The organism is Flavobacterium rhizophilum, assembly GCF_046000485.1.
Lineage (GTDB): Bacteria > Bacteroidota > Bacteroidia > Flavobacteriales > Flavobacteriaceae > Flavobacterium > Flavobacterium rhizophilum.
This window is the reverse complement of sequence record NZ_JBELQB010000006.1, coordinates 92,443-112,004: the sequence shown is the minus strand read 5'-3', so window position 1 is coordinate 112,004 and position 19,562 is coordinate 92,443. Positions and strand designations below refer to the sequence as shown.

18 protein-coding genes are annotated in these 19,562 nt (G+C 39.3%); 8 read left to right on the top strand and 10 right to left on the bottom strand.

Annotated features, from left to right (window positions below; translation table 11 throughout):
- Positions 1 to 61 precede the first annotated feature (61 nt).
- Positions 62 to 2,416 carry a TonB-dependent receptor gene (locus ABS768_RS09270; protein WP_408074693.1) on the bottom strand — a complete coding sequence of 785 codons (2,355 nt, stop codon included), beginning with the start codon at positions 2,414 to 2,416 and terminating at the stop codon, positions 62 to 64.
- 87 nt (positions 2,417 to 2,503) lie between these two features.
- Here ABS768_RS09270 and ABS768_RS09265 point away from each other — a divergent pair, with 87 nt between their 5' ends.
- From ABS768_RS09265 to ABS768_RS09250, 4 genes are all read left to right on the top strand, one after another.
- Positions 2,504 to 3,157, top strand: coding sequence for a metal-dependent transcriptional regulator (locus ABS768_RS09265; RefSeq protein ID WP_408074692.1), 654 nt, complete (start codon positions 2,504 to 2,506; stop codon positions 3,155 to 3,157).
- A 1-nt stretch (position 3,158) separates the two neighbouring features.
- On the top strand, positions 3,159 to 5,045 hold the full coding sequence (locus tag ABS768_RS09260) for an Nramp family divalent metal transporter (RefSeq protein WP_408074691.1): 1,887 nt from the start codon (positions 3,159 to 3,161) through the stop codon (positions 5,043 to 5,045).
- 106 nt (positions 5,046 to 5,151) lie between these two features.
- Positions 5,152 to 6,567, top strand: a complete 1,416-nt coding sequence (locus tag ABS768_RS09255) for an aldehyde dehydrogenase family protein (protein ID WP_408074690.1) — start codon at positions 5,152 to 5,154, stop codon at positions 6,565 to 6,567.
- Between the two features lie 60 nt (positions 6,568 to 6,627).
- Positions 6,628 to 7,422 (top strand): helix-turn-helix domain-containing protein, encoded by a 795-nt coding sequence (locus ABS768_RS09250; protein ID WP_408074689.1) that lies wholly within the window; start codon positions 6,628 to 6,630, stop codon positions 7,420 to 7,422.
- On the opposite strand, the gene ABS768_RS09245 is transcribed toward ABS768_RS09250, so the two are convergent.
- Genes ABS768_RS09245 through ABS768_RS09225 form a run of 5 tightly spaced genes read right to left on the bottom strand, consistent with a single transcriptional unit; the run spans position 7,419 to position 11,481 of the window.
- A complete protein-coding gene (locus ABS768_RS09245; protein WP_330442432.1) occupies positions 7,419 to 7,547 on the bottom strand; it encodes a FeoB-associated Cys-rich membrane protein in 129 nt (42 codons plus the stop codon). The genes ABS768_RS09250 and ABS768_RS09245 overlap by 4 nt on opposite strands.
- Positions 7,548 to 7,549: 2 nt before the next feature.
- The gene (locus ABS768_RS09240) at positions 7,550 to 8,386 is read right to left on the bottom strand and encodes a hypothetical protein (RefSeq protein WP_408074688.1); all 837 of its coding nucleotides are present in this window, start codon (positions 8,384 to 8,386) and stop codon (positions 7,550 to 7,552) included.
- A 2-nt stretch (positions 8,387 to 8,388) separates the two neighbouring features.
- Entirely contained in the window at positions 8,389 to 10,494 is a 2,106-nt protein-coding gene (gene feoB / locus ABS768_RS09235) for a ferrous iron transport protein B (protein WP_408074687.1), read from the bottom strand.
- The gene (locus ABS768_RS09230; RefSeq protein ID WP_035131503.1) at positions 10,494 to 10,733 is read right to left on the bottom strand and encodes a FeoA family protein; all 240 of its coding nucleotides are present in this window, start codon (positions 10,731 to 10,733) and stop codon (positions 10,494 to 10,496) included. Before ABS768_RS09230 ends, feoB begins: the two co-directional genes overlap by 1 nt.
- Before the next feature lie 55 nt (positions 10,734 to 10,788).
- On the bottom strand, positions 10,789 to 11,481 hold the full coding sequence (locus tag ABS768_RS09225) for an SCO family protein (protein WP_408074686.1): 693 nt from the start codon (positions 11,479 to 11,481) through the stop codon (positions 10,789 to 10,791).
- 165 nt (positions 11,482 to 11,646) lie between these two features.
- On the opposite strand from ABS768_RS09225, the gene ABS768_RS09220 reads away from it, so the two are divergent.
- On the top strand, positions 11,647 to 13,698 hold the full coding sequence (locus ABS768_RS09220) for a M13 family metallopeptidase (protein ID WP_408074850.1): 2,052 nt from the start codon (positions 11,647 to 11,649) through the stop codon (positions 13,696 to 13,698).
- Positions 13,699 to 13,861: 163 nt separating this feature from the next.
- On the top strand, positions 13,862 to 14,524 hold the full coding sequence (locus tag ABS768_RS09215) for a response regulator (RefSeq protein WP_408074685.1): 663 nt from the start codon (positions 13,862 to 13,864) through the stop codon (positions 14,522 to 14,524).
- A gap of 181 nt (positions 14,525 to 14,705) precedes the next feature.
- On the opposite strand, the gene ABS768_RS09210 is transcribed toward ABS768_RS09215, so the two are convergent.
- The 3 genes from ABS768_RS09210 to ABS768_RS09200 are packed head-to-tail and all read right to left on the bottom strand — an operon-like array spanning position 14,706 to position 17,424.
- Positions 14,706 to 15,494: an SDR family oxidoreductase gene (locus ABS768_RS09210; protein WP_408074684.1), complete on the bottom strand. Its 789-nt coding sequence runs from the start codon at positions 15,492 to 15,494 to the stop codon at positions 14,706 to 14,708.
- Positions 15,494 to 15,850 (bottom strand): hypothetical protein, encoded by a 357-nt coding sequence (locus tag ABS768_RS09205; protein WP_408074683.1) that lies wholly within the window; start codon positions 15,848 to 15,850, stop codon positions 15,494 to 15,496. Before ABS768_RS09205 ends, ABS768_RS09210 begins: the two co-directional genes overlap by 1 nt.
- Before the next feature lie 5 nt (positions 15,851 to 15,855).
- Entirely contained in the window at positions 15,856 to 17,424 is a 1,569-nt protein-coding gene (locus tag ABS768_RS09200; protein ID WP_408074682.1) for a GNAT family N-acetyltransferase, read from the bottom strand.
- A gap of 163 nt (positions 17,425 to 17,587) precedes the next feature.
- Here ABS768_RS09200 and ABS768_RS09195 point away from each other — a divergent pair, with 163 nt between their 5' ends.
- On the top strand, positions 17,588 to 17,917 hold the full coding sequence (locus tag ABS768_RS09195) for a single-stranded DNA-binding protein (RefSeq protein ID WP_408074681.1): 330 nt from the start codon (positions 17,588 to 17,590) through the stop codon (positions 17,915 to 17,917).
- Between the two features lie 107 nt (positions 17,918 to 18,024).
- On the top strand, positions 18,025 to 18,633 hold the full coding sequence (locus ABS768_RS09190) for a hypothetical protein (RefSeq protein ID WP_408074680.1): 609 nt from the start codon (positions 18,025 to 18,027) through the stop codon (positions 18,631 to 18,633).
- 38 nt (positions 18,634 to 18,671) lie between these two features.
- Here ABS768_RS09190 and ABS768_RS09185 read toward each other — a convergent pair whose 3' ends face one another.
- The gene (locus ABS768_RS09185; protein WP_408074679.1) at positions 18,672 to 19,418 is read right to left on the bottom strand and encodes a helix-turn-helix domain-containing protein; all 747 of its coding nucleotides are present in this window, start codon (positions 19,416 to 19,418) and stop codon (positions 18,672 to 18,674) included.
- Positions 19,419 to 19,562 lie beyond the last annotated feature (144 nt).

Sequence of the window (19,562 nt, the reverse complement as noted above, 5' to 3'; positions counted from 1 at the left end):
TAGGCTTATCAGGATAAAAGTATAAATTTATCCTGATAAGCCCTGAATGTTATTGGGGGAATTATAAAAGGTTAGTTCCTATTTTAAGGCCAACAAATATGGTTCTTGGTCTACCCGGACCATAAATGTAACTGGCATCACGGTTAGCGCCAAGATCAAAGTCCTTTTGGTAGGAATTAAATATGTTTTGTATACCTGCACTGGCCTGTAACTGGAAACCGTCCTGTAAATCAAACGTATAGGAGCTTTTCCAGCTTACCTCAAGGAACCCTTTTGATTTGTACAGTTCGTCATTGGCAATATATCCGGCATAGTGGGGTACATACATACTTCCGGTATATACAGTAGTAAGATTGTTTTGAAACTGTTTTACAGGGGCATAAGTGGCAATCATGTTACCGTAAAAGTTCGGTGAGCGGAAGAAGTTCTTATTGGTATTATTAGCCGTATCACTCCAGTCTACCGCTTTTTCATACATGGCCTTTTGAATAGTTGCTCCTGCCTGAAACTGCCATTGTTCATGCGAAGCCAATTTTCCTTCTAAATTAATACCATATACATTTGCGGCGGCACCATTTCGTTTTTCCCAAATGGTTTCCTCTATTTGTTCCAGTATAAAAGGATTGTTCAGTCGGGTATAGAATACCTCAAACGTGGCACCTGCTTCAAGATGTTCGGTAACTTTGCTCCAGTCAAGAGAGGTAAGGAAGCTGTGTGATGTTTCCGATTTTAGACCATCTGACAGTCGAATAAGGCTTACTTCACCTGCAGCGATACGGGCGTGAATGTCTTCTGAGAAAACCTGCGGAGCTCTGAAACCTTTTGCATAACTGGTACGCCATTGCAGATTCTTTTTAACATCATATAGTATGTTTACACGCGGATTTATAATCACATCTTCCTGAGCTGCATTATGAAAATCGGCACGCAAACCTCCCAGTAGCTTCAGTCTTTTGTTCACCTGCCATTCTTCCTGAGCATAAATACCAAGTATGTTTAACTGTTGGTCTACAAAAGCATTATATCCCGGTTTACGGTCGGTCATGTGTTCGCTTTTATATTCTGCGCCTGTGGTAAAAGTACCTCTTCCGCCTAAAAAGCCGGGTTGGGTATGTATCCACTGTCCTCCTGTGATATAAGTGGTTACCTGAGTATTTCCAAAACCACGAATACTTTCCTCATAATCGATATTCCCAAATGCATTGTCTACCCTTCCGCCATAAAAGTTTTCGTTTTTTGATTGCTGTGCATTCGCATACAGGGAAAAGCTATTGTCAAGGTTGTCGTTGGTAAACTCATAAGTTAACCCACCACCTGTCATTTTGGAACGTATCTGTTCTGTAATGTCCGACTGAAAAGGCTGCAGGTCTAACTCATTACCCCCGCGCCTAAACTCATTAATGGTATGGAAATCTATGGTAAGTTTACGGCGGTTTAGGTAACGGTGAAAGGCCTTAAAGCCGAAAGTTCGGTTTTCCATTCGGGTAATTTCGGTAAAGCCGTCATCGTTGGCATCATACGGGTTTCTGTCACGCATCATCCCGAAAAACTGAAGACCAAGCGTAAGGTCTTCATTAAGCACGGTTCCGTTAAGGGATAGTGCTTTGTCGGGTTCTTTACCGTCTATAAGTCCGAAGTGGCTGTTTACTTCAAAATTATTTTCTACAGGGTCTTTGGTTATAATGTTTATGGTACCTGCAATAGCGTTAGAGCCATATAGTGCCGAACCACCACCACGTACTACCTCAATACGTTCAATCATATTGGTAGGAATCTGGTCCAATCCATAAATACCGTTAAGTGCCGAAAATACAGGGCGGCTATCCAGTAATATCTGCGAATAGGCTCCGTCCAGTCCGTTCATTCGAACCTGGCTGAAACCACAGTTCTGGCAATTGGTTTCCATGCGTAGCCCCGGCTGGAAATTCAATCCTTCCGAAAGGCTTATTGATTCGGTTTTCTGAAGTATGGCCGAATTGGTAACCGTAACAATTACGGGAGCTTCCTGTCGTCTTTGCTGGGTACGGCTTGCGGTAATTACCACCTGATCAAGATTAAGGGACGAGTTTTCCATCTCCACATCAAGTACGGTGTCGCTATTGCTTTTTATACTAATGTTTCTTTCTTTGGTTTTATACCCTACAGATGATACTATAATGGTATAACTCCCCTGAGGCAGCTTTATGCTGTATTTTCCGTTCTCATCGGCAGAGATGCCATAGCCGGTTTCCTTTACATGTATACTGGCAAAAGGCAGGGGATTTCCTTTTTCTGTTACTTGTCCCTTAATGGTACCTGTTTGCTGTGTTCTTGCAATAGGAGTGTTAACCTTATCTTCAGGTAAAGCGCTGGCTTCTTCCTGAGCCCAGGAAAAAAAACAGGATAATATTAAAGAAGAGTAAATTATTTTTTTCATTTGACAAATTATATTTTTAGACAAAACTAAAAATGTTTTTCAACATAACAAATTAATTATTTATATTTGTTTAATAATTAACTTATAATGACATATTCTGAAGAAAACTACCTTAAGGTTATTTACCATTTATCTATTGGGAATAATAAGGGTATTACTACCAATGCTATAGCTAATGAAATGGAAAGTAAGCCGTCTTCTGTAACCGATATGGTGAAGAAGCTTGCCGAAAAAGAGCTGGTAGCCTATAAGAAGTACCAGGGTGTTTCGCTAACTGACAAGGGAAGGCAGCATGCCATGATGATTGTAAGAAAACACAGGCTATGGGAAGTGTTCCTAGTGGAGAAGCTTGACTTTTCGTGGGACGAAGTGCATGATGTGGCGGAACAGCTGGAGCACATAAAATCAGAGAAACTTATTGATAAGCTTGACGAATTTCTGGACTTCCCAACGGAAGATCCGCATGGTGACCCTATACCCGACCGTAATGGTAAGATTGCAAAAATGGAAAAACAGCTGTTAAGTGAAACCAACCTTAATACTAAAGTGATTTGTGTAGGGGTTAAAGACAGTTCTTCTTCTTTCCTTCAATATCTGGACAAGCAGCAAATAGCATTGGGATCGGCTATAGAGATTGTATCCCGCGAACATTTTGACCAGTCACTTAGCTTAAAAGTAGACGATAAACCGCTTAGTGTTTCTAATAAAATTGCGGCTAACCTGTTTGTAAAACCTTTGTAGTATGACAAAAAACAGCCATTCCCTTGAGGAAGTACATGAGTCGGTAAATATTGTACAGAATACTTCTGTTTGGAAAAAGATACTTGCCTTTTTTGGCCCGGCTTATATGATAAGTGTAGGATATATGGATCCGGGTAACTGGGCGACCGATATTGCCGGAGGTAGCCAGTTTGGTTACAAGCTGCTTTGGGTACTGCTTATGTCAAACATCATGGCACTGCTTTTACAAAGCCTTAGTGCCAGGCTGGGAATTGTTAGCCGTAGGGATTTGGCACAGGCATCAAGGGAAACCTATCCTAAAGGAGTCAATTATATATTATACGGACTTGCAGAAATTGCCATAGCCGCCTGTGACCTTGCCGAGGTGTTGGGTATGGCTATAGGTTTACAGCTATTGTTTGATATTCCGTTATTATGGGGGGTAAGCATCACTATGCTGGATACCTTTTTATTACTCTTCCTTTTAAATAAAGGAATCAAAAAAATGGAAGCGTTCATTATAGCACTTATAGGTATTATAGGTTTTTCTTTTTTAGCAGAGATGTTTTTTGCCAAGCCCGAAATGGGTGAGGTAGTGAAGGGGCTTGTGCCTTCCATTCCTAACAGTGCTGCATTGTATATTGCCATTGGTATTATAGGGGCAACGGTTATGCCACATAACCTGTATCTGCATTCGTCACTGGTACAAACCAGAAAGTTTGACCGGTCGTTTAAAGGGATAAAACAGGCGCTCCGTTATAATTTTGTTGACTCGCTTATAGCACTTAACCTGGCATTTTTTGTAAATGCTGCCATACTTATACTAGCCGCTGCCACCTTTTTTAATAGTGGAATGTATGAGGTAGCCGATATTCAGGATGCACACCAGTTGCTTGCCCCTTTACTGGGAACCGAATGGGCCTCGGTACTTTTTGCGCTGGCACTTATTGCTGCCGGTCAGAGTTCTACCATTACCGGTACACTTGCCGGACAGATTGTAATGGAAGGTTACCTGAGTTTAAGGATACAGCCATGGGTTAGGCGTATTGTTACCCGCCTGCTGGCTATAGTACCCGCTTTTATTGCCATAGTATATTTGGGAGAAGAGGCAACAGGAGAACTGCTATTGCTTAGTCAGGTAATATTAAGCCTCCAGCTTGGGTTTGCCGTTATACCGCTTATCCATTTTGTGAGTGATAAAAAGAAAATGAACGAGTTTGCCATAGGTACGCTTACCAAAATAGCTTCGTGGGTAATTGCTTTAGTAATTGTAGGGCTTAATGCAAAGCTGGTTTATGATGAGATAGGGTCTTGGGTACAGTCGTCAGAAAATCCTGTCTATATATGGTTATTTGTGGTGCCGCTTGCCGTAGGAGCTGCCATATTATTACTGTATATTATTTTCAGGCCTTTAATCCATAAAAAAGATAAGCACGAAAAACTGGTTCCGCATATTGATGAAATTATCGTTAATGATGAAAATGGAGTTAAGGAATATAAGAATATTGCACTGGCACTTGATTTCTCCAGAACCGATACCCGTGCCATATCCAGCGCACTGCAAATGGGCGGTAGGGATGCCGAATATACCCTTATACATATAGTGGAAACTGTTGGGGCTATGATGTATGGTGACCAAACACATGACTATGAAACTTCAAGCGATAAGGATTACCTTAAAGCCTACAAAAAAAGCCTTGAGGAAAAAGGCTATAAGGTTAAAACCGAACTGAGCTTTGGTAGCCCTAAACGACAAATACCGGCTATTATCAATATGGAAGGTGCGCATTATGACATTCTTATATTGGGAGCCCACGGGCACAACTGGCTTAAAGATATCATATTTGGTACTACTGTAGATGCTGTGAGGCATAAGGTTAAAATTCCGGTACTTATTATTAAAGACTAAAGAGCTTAGATTAAATTTTTCATGTGGACTTTTTAGCAAAGTTAACTTGGGCTTTTCAACAAAGTGAAAAGTTAAAAACCAATGCAACTTTGTAAAAAATTAAGACATGAAAACAATAGACACCATTTATGTAAACGGAGCGTTTGTAAAACCGCACGGTACAGAAGTTTTCGATTTAATTAACCCTACCGATAATCAACTTATCGGTAAAGTTACCTTAGGTAACGAGACAGATACCGATGCTGCCATTACCGCAGCTAAGGCAGCTTTTAAAACCTTTTCCCAAACTTCAAAAGAGCAGCGCATTGCTTACCTGCAACAACTGCATGATGTGGTAAAAAACCGTGAAGCAGAATTTATTGAGGTAATGGTTAAGGAGTATGGAGGCACACTTCATTTTTGTACCATGAGTGTACAAAATGCCCTTTCGGGATTTACCTCGGCTATTGAGGTGCTCAAAACGTTTGAGTTCCAAAAAATGGTAGGTAAATCAAAAGTAATGTTACAGCCGCTTGGTGTGGTGGGTATTATTACCCCGTGGAATGCCAGTAATGGTTTTATTTGCAGCAAGCTTGCCATGACTATTGCATCCGGGAGTACTGCGGTTATAAAACCGAGTGAGATGAGCGCACAGCAAACTCAGCTTTTATTAGAATGTTTTCATGAGGCAGGGCTGCCAAACGGAGTGTTCAATGTAGTGAATGGCCGTGGTGATGTGGTAGGTGCTACTATTGTAAATCATAGGGATGTAGCAAAAATATCTTTTACGGGATCTACAGCAGTGGGTAAATTTATTGCCCGTAGTGCGGTAGATACCATGAAGCGAGTTACGCTTGAACTGGGAGGAAAATCGCCTAATATCTTACTGGATGATGTCAATATGGACGATGCTATACCTATGGCTGTTTCGGCGGCCTATATGAACAGCGGTCAGGCATGTATAGCAGGAACCCGACTATTGGTGCCTGAAAGCAGACTGGAAGAAGTAAAAGAACTGCTTATAGAAACTGTTGAGCAGGTAAAGGTGGGTAATCCTGCCAGTTCCGATACGGTTGTGGGACCTATGGTTAGCCAAAAGCAGTATGAAAGAGTACAAAAATACATTGAACTTGGACTGGAGGAAGGTGCCGAATTACTTATAGGCGGCCCCGGAAAACCTGAAGGACTGGAAGCCGGTAACTTTGTAAAGCCGACTGTGTTTGTAAATGTAAACAACAACATGCGTATAGCAAGAGAAGAGATTTTTGGTCCGGTACTATCGGTAATAACCTATAAAACCGAGGAAGAGGCTATCGAAATCGCTAATGATACCGATTATGGACTGCAGGCGTATGTGAATTCTGCCAATGTGCTGAGGGCTAAAAAAGTGGCTTCTCAAATTGTGGCAGGAAGGGTACTGATAAACGGACTTTATCATGACCCGATGGCTCCGTTTGGCGGATTTAAACAATCAGGTATAGGAAGGGAAATGGGCGTTTACGGACTGGAAGAGTATGTAGAGCCAAAAACAATTTTAGTATAATATTTTAACCGCAAAAAGCAGTAGTTTTTTCACTGCTGCTTTTTGCGTATTTTTAATATCATGGAAAAAGAAGTATCACCATCCATAAAATTTTCCTGCTATTTTACCGAAAGCAGGCAGGGTGAGCATTTTATAGGGAATCATGCCCTTGGGTTTATAGTATCGGGTAATACCACGTTTAACGACGGTAATAATTCTGTTACACTGGGGCCGGGGCAATTGTATTTTTGCCGAAGAAACCATTTACTTAAATATGTAAAAATACCCGAAACAGGAGGTGTGTTCCGTTCCATATCGGTAATGTTCACTCAGGAAATGCTAAGGGAGTTTAGCCTTAAATACGGTTATGTGAGTGGGGGCAGGAGGCCCGAATCGCCATATCAGCTTTTACAAAGCGATTCCATGCTGGCCAACTATATGGTTTCTCTGTTGGAATATGAATCGGTTTTAACACAGCCGGGTTCGCCGCTGCTATCTGTAAAACAGGAAGAGGCTATCTTACTATTGCTTAAACTTAATCCCGAACTTAAGGATGTACTGTTTGATTTTTCTGATCCGGGAAAAATAGACCTTGGTGCATTTATGGAACAAAACTACCACTTCAATGTTGGGATTAACCGATTTGCCTATTTAACCGGGAGGAGCCTTTCGGGCTTTAAAAGGGATTTTGAAAAAACATTCAACGTCTCTCCGGGTAAATGGCTGTTGCAAAGAAGGCTCAAAGAGGCCTATTACCTGCTTACTGAGAAGAAAATGACAGTGTCTGATATATACCCTGAACTTGGGTTTGAAGATATGTCGCATTTTTCCTATGCCTTTAAAAAGAAGTACGGAATGGCTCCGTCTAAAATTTAATGGCAACCACAATCGTCACTGCCGCAGCTGCCTGATTTTTTTTTCTTTTTAAAAAAGAATTTCTTTACCAAAAAGGCTGCTGCCCCGGCAACGAGTATATATACTATTATATCCTGTATATTCATAACTACAAATAAATGCCCCCGCCTATGGTTGCAAAATTATAATTGGGTGAAGCAATATCAAGATGCTCAAAGCCTACGCTTATAAAGTAGTTTTTACGGTGAAACCGCCCTTCAATCTCGTAGGCGTGTACCGGCTTGTCGTTAATAAACGACCATTTGGCTCCTGCCAGGAAACTTACATTATTTTTACTGAAGTACTCGGCGTTGGCGCCAAATGAAAAACCGAACTTGTTTACATCATTGGCTATGTATGAGGCTCCTATTGTCCATCCTAAATTAAAACGTCTTAAACGTATCCTGTCATATCCCAAATTAAAATAGAACAGCGAAAGGTTGTCTGACGTGTTTTCCTGAAATTCAAACAACTGGTAATAGTCGGCTTTCATATAAAGGTACTGAAAAGGTCTCAATTTTGCCTCCAGATGATTGCCAAACAGGTTACCGTTGTTGTAAAGAAACTTGTCTTTAAGGTCGAACCTGAAATTATTTATGTTTCCGTTATCATGCACTTTGGCATTAAAATAGTTACCGTGTTCCGGCAGATAGTACGGATATTCTGTTTGTTCAAAGTGTAAATGATTTTCAATGCCATAATGCCCTATAACAGCTATACCTGCAGTGAAGGCAACAGCTTTTCCTATAAGCCCTAAAAACAGAAAACCAATTCCTTCGTCTCCTGAGGACGACGAAGAGGAGCTTGTTGTTTTTTGCTGCCCGGCACCGGTATTAGAATCTTTCTTTTCGTTTAATTCGCTCTTTGATTTGTTCAGTTTGTCTTGGGAGTATCCTCCCGAAACGATTAGTAAGGTGCAGCAAAATGCTAAGATTATTTTTTTCATCGTTATTTTAAAAGCTGGTAGGCTACTAACGATACTATATAGGCAAAGGTACTCATGCCAAACAGTTGTATTAGGGGCCATTTCCAGGAGTTGGTTTCTTTTTTTGTTATTGCCAGTGTACTGATGCACTGCATGGCAAAAGCATAGAACAATAGCAATGATACTCCTGTGGCAAAATTAAATACCTTATCCCCTGTTGCCGGATTAATCTCGGCATCCATTCGCTGCTTAATAGTAGCTTCATCATCACTGCTGCTTCCTATATTATATATGGTTGCAAGTGTGCCTACAAACACTTCTCTTGCAGCAAAAGATGATACAATAGCTATGCCAATTTTCCAATCGTAACCCAAAGGTCTTATAACAGGTTCAATAGTTTGACCTATTATACCTATATAAGAGTTTTCTAACTGATAAGCAGCGACTTCGTTATCAATCTCATCTTGGGAAAGATTCATGTATTGGGGCTGCTGTGTTATATGAGCTTCGGCATTTTTAAAGTTGTCGCCCGGTCCGTGTGAACCTAAAAACCATATTATTATAGATAGCGCAAGTATAATTTTACCGGCACCAAATACAAATGCTTTTGTTTTTTCTATAACGTTAATGGCAACATTTTTAAACAAAGGCATTTTATAGTTAGGCATTTCGGCAACAAAAAAGCTTTTATGTCTTGTTTTAAGTATTTTGTTAAGAAGATAGGCAGAAAGTATAGCTCCGCCAAAACCTAAAAGATATAACAGCATAAGGGTTAAGCCCTGTAGGTTAAAAAAGCCCATTGCCATACGATTAGGTATAATAAGCGAAATAAGTATAGTATATACAGGCAGCCTTGCCGAACAGGTGGTGAACGGAGTAACCAGTATGGTAATAAGCCTTTCGCGCCAGTTCTCTATATTTCTTGCTGCCATAATAGCCGGGATAGCACAGGCTGTACCCGATATTAACGGAACAATACTTTTTCCGCTAAGGCCAAAGCGTTTCATTATCTTATCCATAAGGAATACCACACGGCTCATGTAACCGCTTTCTTCCAGTAATGATATAAACAGGAACAGGAAAGCAATTTGCGGAATGAAAATTACCACACCGCCTATACCCGGTACAATACCGTTTGCAATAAGTTCTGTAAGCTTACCGGACGGTAACGATTTTGAAGCCCATGAGCTAAGTTTGGTAAAACTTTCATCAATAAAATCCATTGGGATGGCAGACCATGCGAAAATGGACTGGAATATAAGCATAAGGATACAGAAGAAAATAATATACCCAAATATTTTATGTGTAAGGAGCCTGTCCAGTTTTGCCCTAAGGTCTTTTGCCTTAGAGGAGTCAACTGTAAGTCCACTTTTTAGCACATCGTTTATAAACTGGTAGCGCTTAATGGTCTCCTTTTGCTGAAGCCTTTTAAGTTCTGACTTGGTTTTGGTAAACGAGCTGTTTTGTATTTCGTTTCTTTCCAGTGCGCCAAAGTTCACATCCTGCGTAATAACCAGCCATAGTTTGTACAGTAACTGGTTTGGGAAAGCATTCCTTAGTTTATTGAAATATTCAGGATCTATGCTCGATGCGTTAAGGCACGGTTCTGTAGAAAGGTTTTTATAGTCCAGTATGAGTTCCTTAAGTGCATCAATACCAATTCCTTTACGCGAACTAACGAGTGCTATTTTGGTGTTAAGATGCTCTTCAAGGTAGGTGATATCAATGCTAATTCCTTTGCGGTCCATCCTGTCGGCCATATTAACCACCAGTATGGTAGGGATTTCAAGGTCTTTAATTTGGGTAAACAGCAGCAGGTTACGTTTTAGGTTTTCCACATCGGTTACCACTACGGCTACATCGGGGAAATCCTTGTCGTTACGGTTAAGCAGCAGTTCTATAACAACATTCTCGTCTATAGAGCTTGCATTAAGGCTGTAAGTTCCGGGTAAATCTATAACGGTACCTTTAATGTTTCCGGGTAATTTTACATACCCCTGCTTTCGCTCAACAGTAATACCCGGGTAGTTACCTACCTGCTGGTTAAGTCCTGTGAGTTGATTGAAAACAGAAGTTTTTCCGGTATTGGGATTACCAATTAAAGCTATCTTTATAGAAGGGGCTGCCATTAAATAGTATCAGTTATTATTTCGACATCAATTTCTTCGGCAGTTTCCATGCGTATTGCCACATGGCTGTCGTTTACGTTGATGTAGATTGGATCGCCCAAAGGGGCAATTTGTAAAAGCTCTACAACATTGCCGGGAAGGCATCCCATTTCAAGTAACTTTAACGGGATGGCATCGATATTAAAATCGGTTATAATGGCCTTTTGTCCTTTTTTTAGCCCTGCAAGTGAAGTTTTCAAAGCTTATTTAGAATAAATTAAGACTGCAAAATTATGAATTAATATTCAAATAGCCTCACTTTTCGTGCTCACAAAGCCAATTAATATCTTCTAGCAGTTGTTTTACGTTTTTCTCACCCGGAACATCCTCATCCAGATTGGTTCCGTTATAAAATCCGCGAATCCGTCCTTCCTGGTCCACCAGTATGAAGTTTTCGGTATGCACCATATCATACAGTTCGCTGGAAGTAGTTGTTTTTACTGCTAAATACGATTTTCGGGCTATATAGTAAATATCTTTTTTATTACCCGTAACCAGGTTCCATTTGGCATCTATTACCCCTTTCTTTTCGGCATAGGCTTTAAGTACGGGTACGCTGTCTATATCAGGAGTTACCGAGTGTGACAGTAACATCACTTTTGGATTATCTTTAATTTTATCCTGAAGCCATACCATATTGTCTGTCATAATAGGGCAAATGGTAGGGCATGTGGTGAAAAAGAAATCGGCTACATATATTTTTCCCTTATAATCGTTTTTGGTTATGGTGTCGCCGTTTTGGTTTGCAAAGGCAAAATCGGCAATTTTATGATTACGAGCCACATACTGTATGGTGGTGTCTACCAGTTCGGGATTTACGTCAGACGGGCTGTAAACCTTTAATGTTTTTACAGGTTTTAGCGCACTGTAAAAAAGGGAAAGTATAATGGCGGAAAGTATGAAGAATACAATGAAAAAAATCCTGTATTTTTTAAAGAATGAAAGCATGTTTGGGTAATTTTTTTGCAAATTTACAAAACGGGGCGCGATTGTTGCCCTTTTATTAATAGTTATGCATTGTTAAAGTGTCGAAAACGATATATTTAACACGTTTATGCTATGCTATTTATGTTAACTTTATATTTTTGTAACCGAAGGTTTAAACTTTAAATGATGAAATTAAACAGAAATGTAAAAATCGCTACAGCAGCCCTATTTTTAGGAACAGCGGTTTGTAACGCTCAAAAATCAGACAGTCATGGTATTAACCTTTCTTATATGGATAAGAAAGTAAGTCCGGCAGATGATTTTTTCAGATATGTTAACGGAACCTGGATTGACCAGACCGAGATTCCCGGAAACAAAACCCGTTGGGGTAGTTTTGATGAGCTTAGGGAAAATACTAATAATGACGCTCTTGAGATTTTAAAGTCAGCGGCAGCAGACAGAAGCCTGAAGGCCGATACCGATGAAGGTAAAGCAGCACGACTTTACAGGACTATTATGGACACGGTTACCCGTAACAGAATGGGTACCGAGCCTTTAAAACCATACCTAAGAAGAATAGATCAGGTTAAAAATGTACACGATCTTCAGCAATTGCTTAGCGATATGGAGCCGGAAGGCGGAATGGGCTTTTTTGGTATAGGTGTAGGTGCCGATGCTAAAGACAGTAACAAGAATACACTTTACCTTGGTACAGGTTCACTTGGTTTACCGGACAGGGACTATTATGTGTCTGACGATGCCGATTCAAAAGAGAAAAGAGCCAAGTATGAGGAGCACATTGCCAGAATGCTTAAGTATATTGGCTACAACGATAAGCAGGCTAAAAAAGCAGCGGCTAATATTCTTGCCTTTGAAACTGCTATGGCAGAACCAAGACTGGACAGGGTTGAGCGCCGTGACAGCAGAAAGACCTACAACCCAATGGCAATTGAAGACCTGCAAAAGCTTACTCCAATAATCAGATGGGATAAATTCCTTAAAGATACTGGTATAGGTGATGTAGATACTATTGTAGTGTCTCAGCCAAGATATATGAAAGCTTTACAGACAATTTTAGCTAAAGGTGATGTGGATACATGGAAAGATTACCTGAAGTGGACGCTTCTAAACAAGTCTACTGGTTATCTTACTACAGAGATTGAAACTGCTAACTGGGAGTTTTACAGCAAAACATTAAGAGGTGCCCTTAAAGAGGAAACCCGCGATAAAAATGCACTTCAAACCATTAATGGTACAGTTGGTGAGGCTTTGGGTAAACTATATGTTGCTAAAAAGTTCCCTGCTGAGGCTAAGGAAAAAGCAGAGAGCATGATTAAAAATGTTATGCTTGCTTATGAGAACCGTATTAATAACCTTCCGTGGATGGCAAAAAGCACAAGGCAAAATGCCATTGAAAAACTAAGAAGGCTAAAAGTAAAAATTGGTTATCCGGATGAATGGAAAGACTACTCTGAACTTACCCTTAAAGGGCCGGAAGAGGGTGGTACTTTCTTCTCTAACATGAAGGCTGTTGCCCGTTGGAGATTTGAGCAGGATAAAAAAGACCTTAAGAGGCCGGTAGATAAAAATGAGTGGCACATGGCCCCTCAAATTGTAAATGCTTACTTTAACCCGGCATACAACGAGATTGTTTTCCCTGCGGGTATATTACAACCGCCGTTTTATGATTATAAAGCTGATGAGGCTGTTAACTATGGTGGTATTGGTGCCGTAATTGGTCACGAAATTTCTCATGGTTTTGATGATAGCGGTTCACGTTATAATGCAGACGGTAACCTTGTTAACTGGTGGAGCGATGAAGACCTTGAGAAATTTACAGGTCTTGGAGGTGCACTTGCCGATCAGTACAGTCAGCTACAACCACTACCGGGTATTTATGTAGACGGTAAATTTACCCTTGGTGAAAACATTGGTGACCTTGGAGGTGTAAATGCTGCTTACGATGGTTTACAGTTATACCTTAAAGAGCATGGTAACCCCGGTCTTATAGACGGATACACACCAGAACAGCGTTTCTTTATCTCATGGGCAACTATATGGAGAACAAAAATGAGAGATGAAGCGATTAAAAATCAGGTAAAAACCGATCCTCACTCTCCGGGTATGTACAGAGCTTATGTGCCATTGCAAAATATTGATGCTTTTTATAAAGCATTTGATATTAAGCCAGGCGACGGTATGTATGTTGAGCCGGATAAACGTGTTAAGATTTGGTAGTATAAAATCTACAAATTGCATATAAATAAAAACCCTACGGATTCCCGTAGGGTTTTGTTTTTCAGATAAAAACATAACTATGTGTTAATTGCGGGTTTCCCGTAACGCCGTTAGTTATTTAACATTTAATTTTGTTTGACCTGAAAATAAAGATATAGCCGTATTGAAAAATTCCTTACACGTTCTTGCTATTGATGATCATGTGGTAGTCCTGGAAGGGTACCTTTCCATATTTAAGAATCTTGAGATAGCGCAGCCCCACAGGTTGAAATTTACTAAAGCAACTGACTGTAAAACAGGATATGAAGCAATAGTAAACCAAACCGACCCCTTTGACGTCGCTGTTATTGATTACAGCATTCCTAATTTTCCCGATAAAAAACTTTTTTCGGGAGAGGATATTGCCATGCTTGTACGAAACCGGATGCCTAAGTGCAAAATAATTATGATGACCATGCATAAAGAAATGGATCTCATGGAAAGGATATTGCACAAAGTGAGGCCTGAAGGTTTTATAAATAAAAGCGATTGCAGTACTGATGAACTTATTGATGGTTTTAACAAGGTGATGAAAAACGAAATTTATCACTCAAAAACCGTTAGTGATCATATTAAACGCGTAGAAAAAGGCATAGTGTTTGATGCTACAGATCTGAAAATTATTCAGCTACTTTCTAAAGGGATTAAAAATAAAAACCTTGAGAAGTATATACCGCTATCTTCCAGTGCGATAGAGAAGAGAAAGTATAAGTTAAAGCGTGCCCTGGATATAAAGGGCGACGATGAAGATCTTATAAATACTGCGAGAAAACTAGGCTACATATAGGTAGGAGTAATTGCCATTTCTGATTTGTTATAAAAAGATTATTCCTGTTAAAATATGTTAAAATGAGGAAAACCTTACAATCGGATTTTCCTTAAGCCGTTTCTATATCTAAATTAACCATCACCTTACTTTAATTTATTAGTTCACCGCACAAACATGTAATTGTTTGTGCGGTTATTTTTTATAGGCTGTAGCCTAAAACCGTTTTTATTTTTTGTGACGATATTATTTTTCCTGCAGTATTATTGTCTTCCATAAATTCGGGCAAAGGGAGTTGCATTTCCTGCGCTTTTTGAGTGTAGTACTCCTTTCGTGTAGGGTGTTGGGATAAGGCTGCGTTGAAAACTTCTCCCCAGGCATTTTTGTTTATAACTGCCTCTATAACCCCTATACAGTTTTTGCGGTCTATTAAATTTATAGGCGCATTAGGCTGTTGTAGGTTTTGTTTACCGGCTAAATGGTATACTGGGTGTCTCTCTCCTCCATATAACCCTGCAAAACGTAATGAGGTTGTTTTAAACTTTGTGTTTGATGCAAGGATTTTTTCGGTCTCCAATAATTGTTTACCCGATTCGGTATCAGGAAACGGAGGCGTATTTTCGGTAACGATGCCGTCATTTTTTTGTCCGTAAACAGATATGGAGCTTACAAACAAAACTTTACTTACCACCGCCTGTTCTATATAAGGAATAAGCTGTTCTATTTTTTGGATAAAACTTTCGCTTTCTTCCTTTCTTAGTTTTGGCGGAATATCTATAATTAAAATATCACTTTTATTAAGGAATTGAGCGACTTCTCCATTTACCGACGTTGAGGTTAGAGAAATTAAATAAGGCTGTATCCCTTTACTTTTTAATAACTCCAGTTTTTCGGGCGATGTAACCGATCCTTTAACGGTAAATCCTTTTTCTATAAATGATTCGGCAAGTGGTAGCCCTAGCCACCCACAGCCTAATAATGAGATCTGCATTATTGTGAAATGTCTTTTTTAACCAGTATATAATAATCGTTTTCAAGCGGCATGTATCCCTGTTCGTAAACAAAATAATAGGTATTGCCGTTTTTGGTTTGCAGCAGGCTAGTAAAATAATCAAAGTCAAAGCCCTTTGATAAAAGCTTTGACTTTGTTGTTTTGGTTTTACCCTCTACATTAATACCTGCAAGTATACGGTAGTTTTTGCGCAAACGGTTATTAATGTTGCGCATATAATTATTGCTGTCTTTGTTTATTTTGTTATTGTAGGAATTACGGCAGGCATCGCTGCAAAACTTTTTATCTTCACGACCTACAATAATATCTCCGCACTCAGGACAGGTTCTGGACATTGCATTTATTTTTTGGTTGATGTGTTATCGGTAGGAGCCGGTTTGGTGATATTTACCTTCTTAATCTTATATAAATCATCTCTTCGGTCTTTTAAAATACGAACGCTACCATACTCGTGCAGCTCTTTTAAGAGGTTAAGGTCAACGTCTACGATAAGAGTCATCTCGGTATTTGGTGTTGTTTCGGCTTTTACCCCGTTTGAAGGAAAGGCAAAGTCAGATGGTGTAAACACAGCAGTTTGCGCATACTGAATATCCATATTATTTACACCCGGCAGGTTACCCACACATCCGGCAATAGCTACATAACATTCGTTTTCAATAGCCCTGGCCTGTGCACAGTGTTTTACTCTGGTGTAACCGTTTTGGGTATCGGTCAGGAAAGGCACAAACAGTATATCCATACCTTCGTCAGAAAGTAGTCGGGACAATTCGGGGAACTCCACATCATAGCATATCATTATGCCTATTTTACCACAATCGGTGTCAAAAGTTTTTATTTCGTTGCCGCCCTTCATACCCCAGTAATGTACTTCATTTGGCGTAATATGTATTTTGGCATACATCTCACTACTACCATCTCTTTTACAAAGGAAACCTACATTATACAGGTTACCATCCTCAAACATAGGCATGCTTCCGGTAATGATATTTATATTGTAAGAGATGGCCATTTCCTGAAAGCGTTTTTTGATAGGCTCACAATAGCGGGCAATTTCCCTAATAGCATCAGCTTCACTAAGGTGGTTAAAGTCAGCCATAAGCGGAGCAACAAACAGTTCGGGGAACAGGGCAAAATCACTACCGTAGCCCGATACTGCATCGATAAAAAACTCTGCCTGCTCAAACAGGGCTTCCAGATTAGCCAGAGGACGCATTTGCCATTGTACCAACCCAAGACGGATAACACTCTTTACGGTGTTAATAAGCTTAGGGCTTTTGTCGTAATAAATGTTGTTCCACTCCATTAGTACAGCATATTCCTGCGAACTCTTATCACCTTCCAGATAGTTGCGCATTACGCGAATAACGTGGAAGTCGTTACTCAGCTGAAAGGAAAGTACAGGGTCATGCAGTTCTTTCAGGCGTACCTTATCTATATATTCCTTGGGGGTAAGGTCTTTGGAGTGTTCGTTATAGTTTGGAATTCTTCCTGCAAATATTATCGATTTAAGGTTTAACTGTTCACACAGTTCCTTACGGGCATCATACAAACGCCTGCCTAATCGAAGTCCGCGATATTCAGGGTGTATAAATACATCTATACCATAAAGTACCTCTCCGTCATAGTCGTGTGTTTTGAACGACGAGTTGCCGGTAATCTTATCATAAGTATGTGTTGAGGTTGCCTTTTTATAATCGACAATAAGTGAAAGGGCCGATCCTACCACTTTGCCGTCTACCAAAATAACAAGTTGGCCTTCGGGGAAAATCTTTAATAGTTTTTCTATATCCTTTTCTGTCCAGTAAGGTTCTTCCATGTCGTTGTAGGCATGCTGCATGGAAATTTTTAACTGTTTGTAATCCTCAATCTTAAGGTTGCGCAATTCAACCTTATTTATCTCAATCTGCATAAATATTTGGTTTTAAGTAAATATACGACAAAAAGCCATTTACAAACGTTTACAAATAGTTATAACCGACAGTAAATAGTTAAAAACCGGTTAAAGTTTTAAGGCTGCCACATCTTTGCACTGTACAGTTAAAATAACAATAACATTAAAAACAGTAAACGCCATGAATGCATTAAAAAACAAAGTACAGCTAATAGGTAATGCAGGTAACGACCCTGAGATTAAAATTTTTGAAGCGGGTAAGAAGTTAGCACGGTTGATTATTGCTACAAACGAGACCTATTATAATGACAAAGGAGAAAAGAAAACCGATACTCAATGGCATACTGTAACTGCCTGGGGTAAGACCGCCGAGATTATAGAGAAATATGTAAAGAAAGGGAAAGAGGTAGCTATAGAAGGTAAACTCACGCATAGGAGTTATAATGACCGTAACGGGGATATAAGGTATATAACCGAGGTTATAGTAAGCGATGTGTTGTTTTTTAAATAGGTAAAAATACCAATTTATTGGTATTTGTTACTTTTTTAAAGCAGACTATTTTTGGTTAAAATGTTGTTTTTTAATGTTTTAACAAGTCTAACCAAAAAATTATTATTATGGCAAAATTAGAAATTGTTGTACCAAAAGTACACTGTATTAAAAGAACAGATCTTTTTTTTAAAGATGAGGTTTTTTTAGTAGTTATTGTAACTGCAGGAAACCGTCAGGATTTGACAAATGATGTAAGTGCTCCAAAAATAGTATTTACCGGTATTACTCCACTTCTTAAGTTAAAAAAGGGAGAAATGAAGGTTTTTGATTTGGGGGAAGAATGGAAGGCAGATTTAGGTGACGCTGAAGCGTATTCGGTTTTATTTGGGTTGTATGAACATGACGGAGGTGATTTATATGATGCTATGCAGACTGAAATTACGCAGATTACAGAACCTGAAGGATTTAATTTTAATGATTTGATTAAAGAAATCTGGGAGAAAATAAAGCAAAATCTTGAAGATGGTGTTTCTATGGGGGATTTTTTATCAGCTTTAGTTATTACGGCAAGAGGTGTTTTTAAACACATAATGAAAGATGACCTTATAGGTAGTGATATTTTCTCGGCTCATATTTCAGATGACGACGCAACTTTCATAAGAGATTTTAGAGATATGAGGGGTGGAGGCTCTAAATATGATATGCAGTTCCAGGTAAAACTTACCGAATTATAATTTTCAATAGAAGGCGCTTTGAATAAGCGCCTTTTTTATTACCAGGGTTTTTGTCTTAATGAGGCTATAGTGCTTTCTAACTGTTGCAGTCGCTGTTCCAGTGCATTGTCCCCGCTGTGCATGGTGTATCGGAAAACATGTACTACCCTCCAGGCAGCTTTAATATCTCCTGTACTTATTAGTGCAGGTTCAACACCGGGGTGGTTTGCAGTTAGCATTACCGTATTGTTATTGTAGGTAAGTTTCCTAAAGTAAATTTGGTTGTTAGCAATAATTACACTTAACTCACCTGCAAGGGTTGCTAATTCGGTTAGCGAAACAGTTACACCTATTATAGTATCTTTTGGAAAAAAACCATTAGATCCGCCGCTCATGGTAAGATCATCTATTACAAAAGCCATCTTATCCTTGCCCGAAACATGGGGTAGTTTTATAGTTGGTAATTCCTCATTGCTAATATTATTAGCAAAACTATCCAAAAAGTGCTGCTTTACATCTTCGGTTACACAAGGCACGCCATCAAATCCGTCATTACTGTAAGAAGATTCTGTTGTTATAGCCTCGTTAAAGCGTAATAAGCGGTTTACAGTTAGCTCTTTTGTTAGCAATTCATCTAACCCAATGCTAAAATAATTAGCAATTTTTACAGCTGTATCAATTTTAGGATTACTTCGTCCTTCTTCGTAAGCTCCAAGCGTAGCACGCTTTAAATCAAAGATATCCGCGAATTCCTGCTGACTCATATTCCTTACACTTCGTATCTTTTTTAGGTTCTTTCCAAACATACTAAAAATATTTTTGCTAATTTTATTTGCAAATTGTGTTAATTGTTGTAAATTTGTACTAACAATATTAGCAAATGTAATAAATAATGCTAATATGGTGAGCATGTTAAGTTAAAAAGTTGTAAAAAACATTTGCACTTAACT